Consider the following 15,116-nt stretch of genomic DNA (forward strand, 5'->3'; position numbering starts at 1 on the left):
GGCTGGTCGAGCCCGGGGACGAGTGAGGCGGTTGGCCGCCGTCAGGCAGTGAGCCGATGGGGAGCGCCGGGGAGTGGCCCGGTCGCGAGCCGGGTGAAGTACTCGGTCGCGATGATGCCGCGCCGAATCTCATCGGGCAGGCGGGCGAGGATGCCGGGCAGCGGCCGTTCGCGGGCAACCTCCCCTCGGTGCGCGAGTACCGCTGCCCACTTCTGCTCCAGCCACGGGGTGACGTCGACGGTGGTGGTGGCGTACGGGTCCGGCACCGCGAGCACGGCTTTGCCGACGGCCTCCAGAAGCGGCCCGAGCTTGCCGACACCGGACTCGGGGTGCGTGGCGCAGTACACGGCGCGCGGTTGCCAGGGCTCACCTGCCTCGGGGTGAAGGTGTGCGAGCCCCGCGTCCTGAACGGCGAGGAGAGCGGCCTGGTGGGTGCGGCGGTGGTCCGGGTGACCGGTCAGCTGGCCCAGGGCGTCGTGCGTGACCACGATGTCGGGGCGAAACGAGCGGATCTGCTGGACCAGGGCGGCGACCACCTCGTCGAGCGGTGCGTCGACGAGCCGGGGACGGCCGGGAGCCGCCCGCTCGTTGCGGGCATCGCCGTATCCGAGCATGCGAGGGGGACCCGCGCCGAGCGCCCGCAAGGCGTCGGCGAGTTCAGGAGCCCTCGGGCTGTCGGGCGCCCACGTCATGGTGACGACAGCGGTGCGCGCGTGCGCGGCGGCGTGCTGGGCGAGGACACCGCCGGCGAGGAGGCTCTCGTCGTCAGGATGGGCGAACACGCCGAGCAGGGACGGCCAGGCGGAGGACGCCGCCTTCTCGGGGGTCAGCTCGTCGGAGTCAGACACGCTGTCCCCCCTGCGGTTGAGAGGCTCAGTGCGTCGGCGGGGGTCCGCCCCGGCCACTGGAGGACAAGCCGTGCGCTGGGCTTCTCGAGCACGTCGCCGGGCGGCAGCTGGTCGTCGGGCGTTGCGGCCGGGTGGACGGTCATCGGCGGGTAGCCGCTCTCGCGCACCTCGCGGTCCCAGACACGCACGCACTCCGCGAAGCGCTCAGCCACCTCTTCGGCTGCGGGGCCGTAGGCGTGGATGAAGAACTCCGTCATGCGGTCGGCCGGCTCCGGAGCATCCTTGACCTTCCGGTACGTCAAGTAGGCGAGCGAGCCATCCGCCAGGATCGCGGCCGCGTCCTGCTGCTCCACGAGCGTGGACCCTTCCGGCGCGGACAGGCGGCAGAACCCCGCCAGGGTGGTCGCGGCATAGACCTGCAACGTCTCGAAGTTGAAGATCCCCTGTACGACGAGGCCCGTGGAGCGCTCGTGCCGGGGCCCGCGCAGAGCCTCGTCGAGGCCGGCGGTGTCGCCGGGCGTCCCGTCCTCCCACCGCACCGTGACCTTGCCGTCGGCCAGAGGGACGGCCGGGGCGGTACGGGCGGCGGCGCCGCGGTCGCGTACGAACCCGCAGTACGTCCAGTGCTCGCAGTGCAGCACGTCGCCGCGCCGGACCAGGGTGAGGGAACGGGTGTAGCCGCCCATCTCCAGTGGCACGACCAGCCGGGCCCCTTCGGCGAGTTGCTCTCGCCATGCGGGTGCGATGTCGGACGCATTGTGCGTGATCATGATCCCGTCGAAGCCGTCGGCCGGGACGTGGACGGGCGCACCGAGTCCGCCGTCGCCGAGGACGGCGGTGACCCGGCCGCTGCCGGCCTCCGCACACAGCCGTTGTGTTCGCTGCACCACGTACCGGTCGACATCCACAGTCACCACCCGGCCGCGCTCTCCCAGGACGTGCGCCAGGAGCTCCGCGTTGTATCCGCCGGAGCCGACCTCGAGGACGGTCGCCCCGGCCTTCAGCTGGAGTTGCTCGGCCATGTCAGCCTGGAGCCAGGCGGCGCTGACCGAGCTGGTCGCCCGGCCGTTCTCGTCCCGGCGGGTAACGACGGCCAGGTCGTCGTCGTAAACGGTCTTGAGGTCCGTCTCCGGCGCGAACCGGTGCCTCGGCACCGTGCGCAGCGCCTTTTGGACAACGATGGAGGGCGCCCAGCCGCCTGCGATGACGGCATCTGCCATGCGGTGGCGCAGCCGGAGGGCTTCGGCCGGCTCCCCGGGGACTGGAGCCGGTTCGGTGGCGGTCGGATAGGAGTGGACTGACGGCAGGCCGGGGATGACGCCGGGCCAGACGGCGTTCAGCGCCTGGGCGCTCGGGGTGAACACCGGGCCGAGACATGCCAGACCGTGGAGGTCGTGCCATTCCCAGCGGGTGAACTTGTGCGGCTCCGCGGTGGTGAGGGTGCCGGTGAAGCCGGCGATCCGGATCACGGCGGTCAGCCGCGGGACACCTTGGGCGGCGTCGGTGAGGATGGTCACCACGGTGGCGCCGGTGGCGTGCAGGCCGGTCTCCTCGGCGAGCTCGCGCACCCCGGCTCCGTCCAGCGGCTCGGCGCCCTCGATCTTCCCGCCCGGAATTTCCCACATGCCGCGTTTTGACCAGCCGAGCAGAACGCGCCCGTGCTCGTCGGTGACGACGGCCAGCGCCCCGGCAACGGCGTAGCCGGTGGCCGGCACGGACCGTTCCATGGCGACCGTGTCCGCGCACGGCCCGCCCAGAACCAGTGCCGCCGTTTCGCCGACGGCGATGCGCTGAACGCTCGTCCATCCGCAGGTGAGGGCGCTGACCTCATCCTCGTCCAGTGCGATGTGCCGCTTCTCGGCGGAAGTGCTCGCGGCCAGCGGGGTGATGACCAGCATGGTGCCGCCCTCGCGCAGCCGGCGTCCGAGAGCATGCAGGACACGGGTGCGGTCGTTCACGAAGGCCACCGACATCCGGAAGACCACCAGGTCGTACCGGGTGTCGTCCAGTGGGGCTGGGTCGTCGCGTTCGATGTCCAGGCGTAGCCAGCGCACCTTCGCGTCGGGGTGGTCCGTGCGGGCCCGCGCGAGCGCGGCGTCAACCGCATCGAGGGCGTCCACCTCGTACCCGAGCGAGGCGAGGTAGACGGACATCTCGCCCGTTCCGCAGCCGACGTCGAGCGCGCGGCCGCCCTCGGGCGCCGGTGCGTGCTCGACGAGCAGGGTCTTCTCCTCGTTCCCGAGCCGCCGGAAGCCTCGCCCCTGGGTGTAGTGCTTGGACCAGTCGGTCCGGATGGTTCCCACAGATCGCTCCTTGTTCGTGAAGGGTGGGGTGGTCGGTGTCAGGGCAGTTCGACGGGACCGTAGAGGGCGGCGGGCTGCTGGGTCTGCAGCGCCCAGTACCGGTCGCCGAACGACCAGTGCCACCACTCGGTCCCGTAATTGATCAAGCCTGCGGTGGACAGCGCGCCGGCCAGGGTGGCCCGGTTCGTGCGGGCCCGGACACTGAGGCCGGGGGCGTCGGTGTAGCAGGCGCCGTCGGACTCCTCCGGGGAGGCGTTGACGCGTGTGCCCATGTCCAGCTCGCGGCCCTGGTGGTCGATCAGGGTCACGTCGACGGCCGCGCCGGCGGAGTGCGGCGCGATCTCCGGAGGCGACACGAAGCGGCTGGCTGCCTCCCGGAGTTCGGCAGCGTGCCAGTCCGGGTTGGCGCGCGCGAGCTCATCGGAGTACTCCTCGAAGTACCGGCGCTGCAGAGACGGGGGCCGGTAACCCTCAATGAACAGCAGCCGCACACCGCCGGGTAGCAGCGCTTGCGCCTGCTGGAGCCGCGTGAGCACACCCCGGCGGATGTGGGCCCAGGCGCCCGCAGCGTCCTGCTTGCGGTCGTCGACCATCAAGCCGTGCACCCGGGCGTCGAGGAGGGCCTCGCCGCGCTCTTGGACGGGGATCGCGGCGACCCGCGGGTCGGACATCAAGACGATGCTGCTGGTGGTCATGCGTTTCCCCAGGTGTCGACGTATGCGGCCACGCCGGTGCGGCGGGCCTCCTCCACGGCGCACAGCCGCGTGAAATCGCGGGTCGGCATCAAGGCCTCCCACTCGGCCAGGGGCAGGACGCGGGCCTCGTCGTGCTCGCGCGGGTTGAGGGTGATGCCCCGGATCCGTTCAGCGGTGAGGCGGCCGCCGTCGAAGATCAGCTGCAGCGTGCTGTACGGACGCTGCGCCCGGGGCTGCCCGTACACGGTGGCCAGCAGCCGGGGCAGACCTGCGGCGGTCATGCCGGTCTCTTCCCGGCACTCGCGCACCACCGCGTCCCAGGGCCGCTCGCCCAGGTCCATCGCGCCGCCGATCATGTGCCAGGGGTGGCCGGGGGAGTAGACGGAGTGCAGCTGGAGCGGCCGGTCGTCCTCGTCGGTGACGTAGAGGCACACGTACGCGGCCGCCCGGGGCAGTGCGTCGGCGTACTGCTGCGGCGGCACCCACGTCGATTCCGGCTGCGCACCGGGCACGGCACCGGCCAGATGGTGGTGGCGGGTCATCCGCATCAGTGCCGGGTTGCCGCTGAAGCCGAGCTCCCGGTACAGGGGCGCGGCCTCCGGGCTGGTGTGCAGCTCGAACAGCGTCACTTCCTCGACGTCGGCGAGGTGGTCCAGGAGTGCGGACACGACGGCCCGGGCGTAGCCGCGGCGGCGGAACTCGGGCTGGGTGGCGACGAGCTGTACGCGGGCGGCCCGGCCTCGGGGGTAGGCCGGGGCTGGGAGCACGGGGTGGATCAGGCCGAGGGCGCAGGCGGCCATCGTGCCGTCCGGGGCGTCGATGACGACGGCCCGGGCGTCTCCCCCCGGCGTGAGCCGTGGCGCCAGCTCGTCCGTGCACCGCCGGAGCCAGTCCTCGGTGAACGGTGCGGACAGGACATGTTCGGAGCGCATCCGGGTGATGGCCTCGGCGTCAGCGGCGGTTGCCGCGCGGACCGGCGGCCGTCCGGCGGCGTCGCGCGGCTCGGCCGCGGTAGTGGGTGCCGTGTCGGCGTTCACGTCTCATCTCCTGTCGGTGAGAGGGCTGCACGGTGCTCGGCGCGCAGCCGGGCCAGCGTCCGCCGGCCGCGTTCGACGAGCTCGGGGTCACCGTGGGCGGCGCCGTAGGCGATCCCACTCACGGAATCCAGAGCTGCGTCGATGACCAGCCGGGCCTCCTCGGCGGCGGTCAGGGTCCTGCCGTACCCGGCCAGAAACGCCTCGAACAGGTCGTCGCGGCCGGCCCAGGCGTCGGACAGACGGACCAGATCCCGCACGGCCGGGCCCGGCTCACTACGCTCGAAATCGATCACCGCCACGAAGACATCAAGGGCGTCCGACTCGGCACCGGCGTCAGAAGTGGCGAGGACGTTTCTGAGCTGGAAATCTCCATGGGTCTCCACCCACTCCAGCGGTGGCAGGTCCTCGGCCTGCCGCACGAGCTCGCGGACGAACTCCTCATCACCCGGGAGCAGATGAGACCGCGCCCCGGCCAGGTGCCGGTCGGCCTTGGTGACGGCCGGGCCGCTGCCGACCGGAGCGGGCCGTGGGGGAGAGGACTGGTGGATGCGGCGGGCCAGCGCGCCGATCCGCTGGAAGACCTCCCTCTCCCGCTCCGGGGCAAGGACAGCGCCGTGCAGCGGGAGGCCCGGCACCGCGGTGAGGACCACCGCCCGCAGTGTCTCGTCGGCGGCGACCAGCCGGGGCGCGGCCGCCCCCAGCTCCCGCGCCCACGTCCGTAGCCCCCGCACTTCCCGGCCGTGGAACCGCTCGTTCTGGTGCACCTTCACGTACCAGGTGCCGCCCTGGACGCCGCGGACCCGCCACACGCGGCTCTCCTCGCGCGCCCACGACGTATCCGTCCACTGCATGATCCGGCCGACCGCCTGCTCCGCGAACTTCACGACCGCGGCGTCGGGACGGGCGGTAGACGCCTGGCCGGTCACGTCCGGCACGAGGCGCAACCGGTCGGCGCCGGGGTCGAAGGCGATGCTGTCGCCAGGCAGTTGGAAGTGCACGGCCAGGCGCGCGCGAGCGGTGTAGGCGTCCAGGCCCGCACGGCAGTACGCCACCATCTGGGCAGGCAGGGCGTGAAGGGGTGCCCAGTCCATCGCGTCGCAGACGTCCGGCTCCGCGATCTCAGGCTCGCCCTTCCACCTCCGGACCTCGAAGAAGTGCCCGCTACGGGAGGCACCTCCGGGGCTGCGGTGGTGCACGGTCACGGCGGCCCGCACGTCGGCCGGGTCGATGACGACACCGGTCTCCTCCCGCGCCTCGCGGATCAGGGCGGTGACCACGTCCTCATGCGGACCGTCCAGATGACCCGACGGCAGGTGCCACAGGCCGGCGGCGTACACCTGCCCGGCCCGCCGCGACAGTAAGATCTGCGGGCCGTCGGCGGTCTCCCGGCGCAGGATCAGGTGGACGTCCACCGGCTCGGTGTGCCGCTGCCCGCCGCTCATCGCGCTCCCTCCGGACGCCGGGCGAGCAGAACCCTGAACGTCGCTTCCTCGACCAGAGCCCCGTCCACCGCGTGCGCGTGGAGAAGTGCGAGGGCCTCGTCCTCGAACGCCTGATGCCGCTCTGCGAAGAGCTCAGGCCCGGCGAAGGACGTGGTGCGCAGGAAGCCGAGTACCTCCCGCGGCGCCCAGGTTCGTGTCACCGGGAAGAGGTGTTCGGTGACGTCGTTGAACGCCGAGTCGGCGAGGTCCTCCTCGTACGAGCGGCGGGGCTCGGCGTAGGAACGGCTGGCGCCCGCCCGGCGCTCGTCGCCCAGGTAGAGCTGGATCAACTCGCGCAGCGCACGGGTCCAGTCGGCGACGTGGGTCCACAGGCTCCCGTCACCCATGATCGCCACTGCGGCACCCGGTGTGGCGACCCGGTCTGCCATCTCCAGGACCGCCGGCCCGTCCATCCAGTGGTAGGACCGGCAGCAGGTGATCAGGTCCGGGCCGGAATCCGGTTCGCCGGGCAGCGTCGCGAGCGGCTCGTAGGCGTCGGCCGCCGCGTGGACCAGGCTGAGGGTGCAGTTGCCGAGCACGGGGGCGAGGGCTTGCCCGGCCTGATGCAGCATCTGCGGACTGACGTCGACCGCTTCGATGTGCGTCAGGTCAGCGCCGGCGGACAGGAGCGCGAAGGGCACCTGCCCGGTTCCGGTGCCCAGGTCGAGCAGCACCGGGGAAGGGCGGCCCCGCAGCGTGTCGGCGAGCAGTCGCACCGCCGCGTCCGGCAGGCCGGGGCGGTGGCGGGCGTAGGTCAACGCCGCGCCCTCGAACATGGCCTCCTGCTCCGGTGCAAGGCCCGGAAGGGGCCCGTCAGGGTAGGTCACGAGGTGGCTCCCTCATCAAGCGGGCGGGCGATGGGCAGTTGCCAGGACAGGCGTCCGCACTCGGACGCGGCCCGCTGCCCGCCGTCCGCGTCGAAGTAGAGGCGGTAGCGGTCGGGGGAGCGTGCGGCCCGCCACCGGTCGGCGAGGTCCTGGATCTCTTTCCAGATGTCCCGCGGCCCTTGGACGGTCACGCTCCAGCGCCGGTGGCCCACCGGCTCCGCGCGCATCCAGGATCCGCAGATGGGTGCGCCGATCGCCAGGTGCTCAGAGCCGAAGTCCCGCACCAGACCTCCGAGGAGGTGGTCAGCCGCCAGCCAGAATCCGCGGTCGCTGTCCGCGGGCGGCGCCAGCTTGCTCCGCTGGGTCCAGGTGCCGGGCTCGGTGGCGATGCGCTGCCGGAACTCCTCGTTGAGCCAGAGCCGCGCCATGCCGTGCCCGGCACGGTGGGCGAACTCCACGGCCCGCAGCTCCGCCGTAACATGCCCGTCTGCGGTGCGCCGGACGACTGCGAGGCCGGGCCACGACGGGGACGCGCTGGTCACGTGCGCCAGCAGTTTGCCGCCTGGCGCGAGTCGCTCGACCAGGGCCGGCGGTACGCACTCCACCGTGTACGACACGAAGATCCGGTCGGACTCCCGGCCCGGCACGCCCTGTTCGCCCGATCCGCACACCACCTGCGGCCGGAAGCCGAGATCGGCCAGCCGGGCGGCGGCCGCGTCGGTGAGGTGCCGGTCCCGGTCCAGGGTCGTCACCCTCTGGTCGCCGCAGACTTGGCAGGCCACCGCGGCGGTCACCCCCGCGCCCGTCCCGACGTCCAGCACCCGCAGACCCGGGCGCAGATCCAGCTCCTCCAGCAGCTCGACGGTCAGGCCCATCACCGTCGACATCGACGTGATCGATGCTCCCGACCGCGTCCCGCGCGCCCGGCCCAGCAGCGGCTCCCCGTCATGCTGGACGAGCACACTGGCCCTGCCGTACAGCAGCCCGAGGAGCTCGGGGCGGTCCTGCGGCGCAGACCAGTCCAGCAAATCCCACCGAGGCAACTCCTCGCCCGGGCCGCTGCGCCGTACGTACGCCTGCGGCATCAGCACTTCGCGGGGCAGCACGAGGAGGGCGTCGCGGACCGGGCCCGGCCTCAGAGACCCTTCCTCCTCAAGCAGGGCGACCATCGCCGCCCGTGCGGCTGCCGGATCCGCTTCCGCACCCGCCGGCGTGGCTCCGTCGACCGGGCCCGCGGTGCGCTCCAACGCCTGGTCGCCGGTGGCGGGACAGGTGTCCAGGGTGCTCATCGTTCGCCCCAGCCCTGCTCGGAGTACCGGTGCCCCCGAAGAATCCCGTCGATCGCCTGCCGGGTGTACGGCACGACCTCGGCCGGAAGGTCCTGGGGTTTCCACCACCGCCACTCCACGCACCGGTCGGGCTCCAGGACCTCCGGGTCGCCGGTCCAGGAGCGAGCCTGGAAGACGAGCGCGATCCTCGGTCGCACGTTGGGGGAGTCGACGTGGTGCAAGGTGTGGACGAGGTCGACGTCCTCGGGAGCGATGGTGAGGCCTGCTTCCTCCTTCGCCTCTCGGACCAGGCAGTCGATCGCGGCTTCCCGCTCGCAGTGGCCGGCCAGGAAGTGCCAGGTGTCCGGTGCGAAGGCGGAGTCAGGGTGGCGCAGGCCGAGGAGGATCCGGCCGTGGTCGTCCTGGAGGTGGAGGTGGACGCCGACGATGTGCAGCTCGGTCCCCGGCGGGGCCTCGCCGGTCAGCGGACAGGCACCATCCGGCGGTCCCTCCGCAGGGTGCTCGGCCGCGTGGCGCCGGATCAGCTCGCCGAGTCCGGGGCTCAGTCGCAGCCGGTCGAGCGTGTCCGCGGTGCACCACTTCAGCAGGACACCTTCGCGGAGCTCCACCGCTTCGGCATCCCCACTCCAGCGCCCGGCGTAGACGATGATGGGGACCGCAAGGCCGTCGACGCTTGTCGCCTCCTCCACGGCGTACGGCACCAGTTCCGTGGGCTCCAGACCCGGCACTTCCTCGGCGAGCTCGCGCCGTAGCGTCGCTTCAAGGCAGGAATCGTCCCTCGTGCGGCCGCCACCGAGGAGGGCCAGCACCCAGGGCTCCCAGATGCCCTCCCGGTCATCTCGAAGATGAAGGAGGTACCGGCCGGCCCCGTCGTGGATCAAGGCGCTGGCGTTGACGGGTTCCGGCCGCCCGTCGAGGCCGTCCGCCTCGGCGTCCAGGAGCTTAGCCCGCAGGGTGGGGGACCGGACGTCAGCGAACGGCAGCCACTGAGCGCCGGTGACTTCCTCGTCCTGCAGGGCGAGCGGCGGCGGTTGCTCGGCTGTGAGGTAGAACGCGAAGCGGAAGTCGAAGTGCTGATGGGAGGGCTCGCCCTTGGTCGGATTGGCTTCGATGTCATGGACATCGACGTCGATCGGCTCGCCGAGGAACTGCGGGGTCAGACAGAGGTCGCCGGGGCGGATCCCGGCCTCTTCGCACACCTCCCGCACGGCCGCGGCCAGGAGCGTACGGTCACCCGTCTCAACATGGCCGCCGGGAGCGAGTACCAGCCCTGTCACCCTATGGCCGATGTGGAGCACTCGACGGTCGCGGTCGATGATCACGGCACTGCAGGTGACGTGACCGGGCAGCGTGGTGCGGCTGGACGGCTCGTCGGCGCCGTCGAGGACAACCAACAAGCCTTCCAGGGCTTCCCGTTCCTCGGCATGCCGGCCGAGATAGGCCTCGACAGTCGCGCGGATGTGGGAGCGGGAGGGCGGCACGTGATCACCTCGGGAGTTGTGGGGCAGGGCGTAGGTGCTGGGCGGGAGGGTCGTGTCCGGCGCCGGACACGGTGGTGACGGCTCCGGGGCAGCGGCTGTGTTCAGGTCCGTGCTCATGGGCCACCTCCCGCAGAGCGGTCCTGCCGTACATCCACGGCGGCCGCGGGATTGGGAACGGTCGGCTCCAACGGTGATGGCGTCGGTGGCGTGAGGGCATCTGCTGAAGGAGGAGCCGCAGTGGGCGAGCCGGGCATCTCCAGCAGGCTGCGCAGCGGGGACCGGTAGAGGACCACGAGAGGGACGGCGAGGAGGCAGGTGCCGACGATCAGCGTGGGGCGTACGCCGATCCAGGTGCCGAGTCCGCCGGCGAGGAGCGCGGCTACCGGCCGCGCACCGGAGGTGAGCCAGGTGCTCACGGCCTGCATGCGGGCTTGCATGCCGTCGGCGGTGACGACCTGGCGAATGGTGCGCTGGGTTGTCCCCGCGGCCGCGGCACAGACTAGTTGAAGGAAAAGCGCACCACCGATGGCGAACTGCCAGGCGAGGCCTGGAGAGGCGAGGAGCAGAGGGATCTGTGTGAGCGGGGTGATCGCGAGCGCGGCGAGCATCATCGGCCCGGGCCCGTACCGCGTCGCGAGTGAGGGGGCGGCGAGAGCGCCGGCCGCCGCGCCCAGGGCTCCGAGTCCCAGGACCACGCCGAAGGTGGTCGCGCTCATCGCGAGGGACCGGAGCAGGTACAGCGCCCACAGAGTGTTGAGGAGTGCCAGAGCGGCCGACGTCGTGGCGTTGACCAGGGTCAGTGTGCGCAGCCGGTGGTCGCCGGACACGTACCGCAGGCCCTCACCGATCTCGGCGTGCAGCCGACGGCCTTCCGCTGCTGGCCGGGGGCTCTCCGGGGCCTGGATGCGGGCGGTGCACCAGGCGCTGACGACGTAGGAGAGGACGTCCCCGAGAAGCGCCCGGGCCGGGCCGAGGAGGGCGGTCAGGGCGGCGCCGAGGTTGCTGCCCGCAGTGGCGGCGACGGCGAAGAGCCCGCCGATGCGGCTGTTGCTCCGCTGGAGCAGGGACCGGTCGACCAGGCCGGGCAGGAGACTGATCGCGGCGGCATCGTGCAACACGCCCGCCGCGCCCTGCACGGCCGCGACCACCATCAGCTGAGTCAGGGACAGCCGATCCAGCGCGGCCGCCACCGGCACGCTGGCCAGCGCGGCGGCGCTGACCAGGTCGCCGGTGATCATCTGCTTCCGCTTGGAATGGCGGTCGGCCAGGGCCCCGGCATGCAACGCCAGCAGTGCGGGAGGCAGTTGACCCAGAAACGTCAACCAGGCGACCTCGGCGGTGGTCGCGTCCAGTTCGAGCACCGCCAGCACGGGGATCACCATGCTGCTGATCGAGCTGCCGGTCACGCTGGCTGCCTGCCCAGTGAGGTAGCGGCGGAAGTCGCGGTGTCGCCACAGCGACGGCCGGGCGCCGGGGGAGGAGGGGTCAGAGGAGGTCATGGAGCACCTCCTCGGCTTCCGTCAGGCGCTCCCACAGCACACGCTGCGCCCGATGCCGGTCCCGCCCGTACGCCTCCAGCTGAGAGGTGACCGCGGACGGGTCGTCGAGCGGCTCGGACAGGGGATATGCCGAGCAGGCCAGATAGCCGGCCGCTACCCGTGGCACCGTCAGCAGGTCTTCCGTCGACATGGCCGGGTTGGCCTCCCGGTAGGCAGCGACGGCTGCGGCCAGGCCCGCGGGCCAGTTGGGGGCGGCGAGAACCGTGCGCGGGTCGAGCACGATGCGGCCCAGCTCCCACATCGGGCTGCGGTGCGACGGCGGCCGGAAGTCGATCACTGCGGCGACCTTCTCGCCTTTCAGCATCAAGTTCAGGGAGGAAAGGTCGCCGTGAACGATCTGCACGGCGAGGGTCGGCGGGAGCGCTTTGAGCATGGAAGCCGCGGCGGGTAGTCCCTCCAGCCGCTCCCGAGCGGCGTCCCTCGCCCATACCTCGAAGGGGCAGCTCGGGGGCTGCTTCGCATAGCGGGCGAGTAGCCGCTCCAAGCGCTGTCGGCCCCGCTTGACGTCGCAGACCTCGCGGGCGGGGGCGCGGCGCGGCGGCCCGTCCGGATGGCGGGCGAGTGTGCGGTGCAGCCGGCCCACGCTCTCGCCGACGGCGGCCCACCGCGTGCCGGACAGACCGCCTTCCGCTGTCTCGGCACCTTCAACGAACGCGGCGACGGACACCGACAACCCGCCGCCCGCCGCGATGAGATCACCGTCGAGGGTGCGGCGCATCACCGGCACCGGGACCCCGCCGCGCGCGGCGAACTCGGCCAGCTCGAGGGCACGCTGCTCGGCCCCCAGATCAGCGCTCGCCGGATAGGCCTTCACGAACCATCGCCGGCCGTCGGCGTCCTGGGCCACGTAGTTGCAGGTGGCGGTCCCTGACGGCCCCTCGGAGACGTCGGTCGGGATGATGCGGTAGTGCAGCGCCAGGACTCCCGCCACCACCATCACGGCGGCCTCCGCGCTCACCGTGACACCACCGAGGACCCAGTGCAGCCCAGCAGCTCGCGCAGGCCCCGGGCGTCGGACTGCAACTGCTCCTCGTCCTGACGGCCGTGATCGAGGACGTCGAAGGGGAGCGGCCCGCCGGGCGCCGGATCCTGGTCGGCGCAGCGCCGGGGAGTGATGTGGAAATGGGCATGTGGCACGGCGTTACCGAGGAGCTGGTAGTTGAGCTTCAGCGGGCGGTAGTACTGCTCCACCGCGCGACCGGCGGCCAGCGCCTCGTTCCAGAAACCCGCGGCCTCAGCGGAGGTCATCGCGGTCGGCTCGGCGACGTGCCGCGCGGTGAAGATCACCACCACATAGCCGCGGACCTGACCGCTGCGCCACAGATAGACGTTGGCGAACGGGCCCTTGTTGATCAGCAGGCCCCACTCGATGTCCTCGGCGGTGAAGTCGTTGGTGCAGATCGGGCAGCCGGTCCCGGCCAGGTGGTCCTCGAAGTGCTCCGGCCATTCAGTGCGTGGGGCGGGCGTGATCCGCCTGTCGGCGGCGCTCATCCGCCGTCCCCGTTCCTGCTCGGAGCCTCGGCCTGGTAGGCGGCGGCCTGGAGGGTGAACATCTGGTAGTACTCACCGCGTTGAGCCATCAGCGAAGTGTGATCACCGTTTTCGATGATCTGGCCGTCCTGGAACACGAAGATCCGATCGCACTCGATCACGCTGGCAAGCCGATGGGAGATCAGGATCGTGATGCGGTCCGCGCGACGGCGGCCGCGCAGCACAGCGGTGTAGGCGGCGTGCTCGGCACGCGGGTCCATGCTGGCGGTCGGCTCGTCGAGCAGGAGGACCGCGGCGTCCTTGTAGAGACCGCGGGCCACGGCGAACTTCGCCCAGTCCCCGCCGGAGAGCTCTTCGCCGTCCTTGAACCGCTTCGAGAGCGGGGTCGTCCACTGCTGGCGCAGCCCGGCGATGACCCGGTCGGCGCCGGACGCCGTCGCGGCCTCGCGCGCCCGCTCCGGATCGGCCTGCGTGATCGTCCCGGTGGAGATGGTGATGTTCGCGAGGGCCGAGAGCGGCCACTCCACCGGGTCCTGGAGGACCATGGCTACCTGGGCCTGCACGCTTTCGGCGTCCATCGTCAGCACGTCGGTGCCGTCCCAGGCGATACTGCCGGCCGTCGGCTCGTACAACCCGGCGATCAGCTTCGACATCGTGGACTTGCCCGAGCCGTTCGCCCCCACGAACGCGACGGTGGAGCCTGCGGCCAGTTCCAGGGACACGCCGTTGAGCGCGGGCTTCTTCCCGTCGGGGTAGGTGTAGGCGACGTTCTCGATGCTGATCGTCTTGACCTGGCCGGGTGCGGCGAGCCCGGTGCGGCGTGGCAGCAACGTGCGGCACTTCTCCAGGAAGGAGTACAGGTCCGACACCCACAGGGCGTGCTCGTACACGTAGTGCGTCGCGAGGACGATCCGGGTCAGGGTGCCCTGGCTGGCCCGGATTGCCAGAACGGCGCCGCCGCCGGAGGCCAGCGGCAGCCAGCCCACGATCGTCATCCAGGCGAGCGCGGCGTAGGTCAGGCCGGTGGCCACACCGCCGACTGCTCGGCCGAACAGGGCCGTGCGGGCCTCGGCCCGCCCCAGCCGGGTGTCCTCCTCCTCGATCCGCCGGGCGATGCGCTCGTGCTCGCCCAGCAGCGCCGGCTGCGCGGTCGAGGAGCGCAGCTCCGCGGCGGCGTCCCGGTCCAGCAGCAGCCAGGTGAACAGCCGCACGCGCCGCTGGAGGGTGCTGTAGCGGACCTGGCTGAGGAACCGCATGCGTGCGGAGCGCACCGAGGCGAGCCCCTGCGGAATCACCGAGGCGAGAAGCAGTGGCAGAAGAAGGGGGTGGAGCAGGGTCAAAACAGAGGCGGCACCGATGAGTCCCAGGAGCGCGGACGCGAGTTCCATGATCTGGGTGATGGACTGGCGCGCGTAGTAGAGCCCCCGGTCGTTGGCGCGGTTGGAGTCATCCGCCCAGTTCGCGTCGTCGACGGCCTCAAGCCGCACGTGGGCCGCCAGGCGAAGGAAATCCATCTCGACAATGCGGCGGATCTTCGGTGTCAGCCGGGCCTGATACAAGGCGACCCCGGCATCGAGCACGGCACGGAACATCAGCAGCCCGGCCACCAAGGCCAGGGACGGGAACGCGGCGCGGATCCGGTCTGGTGTGGCGCCCTGGGCGAAGAGGGCCTGCAGGACGCCGATCGAGGCCAGGAGCCCGAACGCCGCCATCGCCGCCGAACCCAGCTGCAGGACGATCACGGCCCAGGTGGCCCGTGCGTCGGCGCGCCACGCCATCCCCAGCACACGGCGGACGATCGCGGGGAGCGTGGCGAAGATCTTCCACATGCTGGTGCGGGAGGCCTCACCGTCCCAGGTCGCCCAGTAGGCATCCGTGAGTTCGTCGCCAAGCTCCGCGCCTTCGGGCGAGGGCGGGGCAGACGCCGGAGGGAGCGGCAGGGGCTCGGTACGGGCGTGCGGCACGGATCGGGCGCTCGGTGCGGCCGGGCGCAAAGGATCGGTCATGACCGGCTCCCGGTGACCGCGGTCCGCGCTGCCGGGACAGGCCGGCCGGCGGGCAGAATCCCGGAAGACGCCGCCCGGCAGCCACCGTCGTGGGTGGCG

General features: G+C 71.9%; 12 protein-coding genes. All 12 read right to left on the reverse strand.

What is annotated here, in order from left to right:
* Positions 1-41 precede the first annotated feature (41 nt).
* From OIU81_RS40705 to OIU81_RS40760, 12 genes are read right to left on the reverse strand one after another with little or no spacing between them, the layout of a single operon-like run.
* Entirely contained in the window at positions 42-848 is an 807-nt protein-coding gene (locus OIU81_RS40705; RefSeq protein ID WP_329155956.1) for a PIG-L deacetylase family protein, read from the reverse strand.
* Positions 827-3,151: a methyltransferase, FxLD system gene (gene fxlM / locus OIU81_RS40710; protein WP_329155958.1), complete on the reverse strand. Its 2,325-nt coding sequence runs from the start codon at positions 3,149-3,151 to the stop codon at positions 827-829. Before fxlM ends, OIU81_RS40705 begins: the two co-directional genes overlap by 22 nt.
* A gap of 38 nt (positions 3,152-3,189) precedes the next feature.
* Positions 3,190-3,846: a M15 family metallopeptidase gene (locus OIU81_RS40715; RefSeq protein ID WP_329155960.1), complete on the reverse strand. Its 657-nt coding sequence runs from the start codon at positions 3,844-3,846 to the stop codon at positions 3,190-3,192.
* Positions 3,843-4,883, reverse strand: a complete 1,041-nt coding sequence (locus OIU81_RS40720) for a GNAT family N-acetyltransferase (protein ID WP_329155961.1) — start codon at positions 4,881-4,883, stop codon at positions 3,843-3,845. Before OIU81_RS40720 ends, OIU81_RS40715 begins: the two co-directional genes overlap by 4 nt.
* Positions 4,880-6,325 (reverse strand): phosphotransferase, encoded by a 1,446-nt coding sequence (locus OIU81_RS40725; protein WP_329155963.1) that lies wholly within the window; start codon positions 6,323-6,325, stop codon positions 4,880-4,882. The genes OIU81_RS40720 and OIU81_RS40725 overlap by 4 nt, the downstream gene beginning before the upstream one ends.
* Complete coding sequence (locus OIU81_RS40730; RefSeq protein ID WP_329155965.1) at positions 6,322-7,191, reverse strand: class I SAM-dependent methyltransferase; 870 nt, start codon at positions 7,189-7,191, stop codon at positions 6,322-6,324. Before OIU81_RS40730 ends, OIU81_RS40725 begins: the two co-directional genes overlap by 4 nt.
* The gene (locus tag OIU81_RS40735) at positions 7,188-8,480 is read right to left on the reverse strand and encodes a protein-L-isoaspartate O-methyltransferase family protein (RefSeq protein ID WP_329155967.1); all 1,293 of its coding nucleotides are present in this window, start codon (positions 8,478-8,480) and stop codon (positions 7,188-7,190) included. Before OIU81_RS40735 ends, OIU81_RS40730 begins: the two co-directional genes overlap by 4 nt.
* Positions 8,477-10,078: an NUDIX domain-containing protein gene (locus OIU81_RS40740; RefSeq protein WP_329155968.1), complete on the reverse strand. Its 1,602-nt coding sequence runs from the start codon at positions 10,076-10,078 to the stop codon at positions 8,477-8,479. The genes OIU81_RS40735 and OIU81_RS40740 overlap by 4 nt, the downstream gene beginning before the upstream one ends.
* A complete protein-coding gene (locus OIU81_RS40745) occupies positions 10,075-11,460 on the reverse strand; it encodes an MFS transporter (RefSeq protein WP_329155970.1) in 1,386 nt (461 codons plus the stop codon). The genes OIU81_RS40740 and OIU81_RS40745 overlap by 4 nt, the downstream gene beginning before the upstream one ends.
* The gene (locus tag OIU81_RS40750; RefSeq protein ID WP_329155971.1) at positions 11,447-12,478 is read right to left on the reverse strand and encodes a phosphotransferase enzyme family protein; all 1,032 of its coding nucleotides are present in this window, start codon (positions 12,476-12,478) and stop codon (positions 11,447-11,449) included. Before OIU81_RS40750 ends, OIU81_RS40745 begins: the two co-directional genes overlap by 14 nt.
* A complete protein-coding gene (locus tag OIU81_RS40755; RefSeq protein WP_329155972.1) occupies positions 12,475-13,011 on the reverse strand; it encodes an HIT family protein in 537 nt (178 codons plus the stop codon). Before OIU81_RS40755 ends, OIU81_RS40750 begins: the two co-directional genes overlap by 4 nt.
* Positions 13,008-15,017, reverse strand: coding sequence for an ABC transporter ATP-binding protein (locus OIU81_RS40760; RefSeq protein WP_329155974.1), 2,010 nt, complete (start codon positions 15,015-15,017; stop codon positions 13,008-13,010). Before OIU81_RS40760 ends, OIU81_RS40755 begins: the two co-directional genes overlap by 4 nt.
* Positions 15,018-15,116 lie beyond the last annotated feature (99 nt).

Source organism: Streptomyces sp. NBC_01454 (genome assembly GCF_036227565.1).
Lineage (GTDB): Bacteria > Actinomycetota > Actinomycetes > Streptomycetales > Streptomycetaceae > Streptomyces.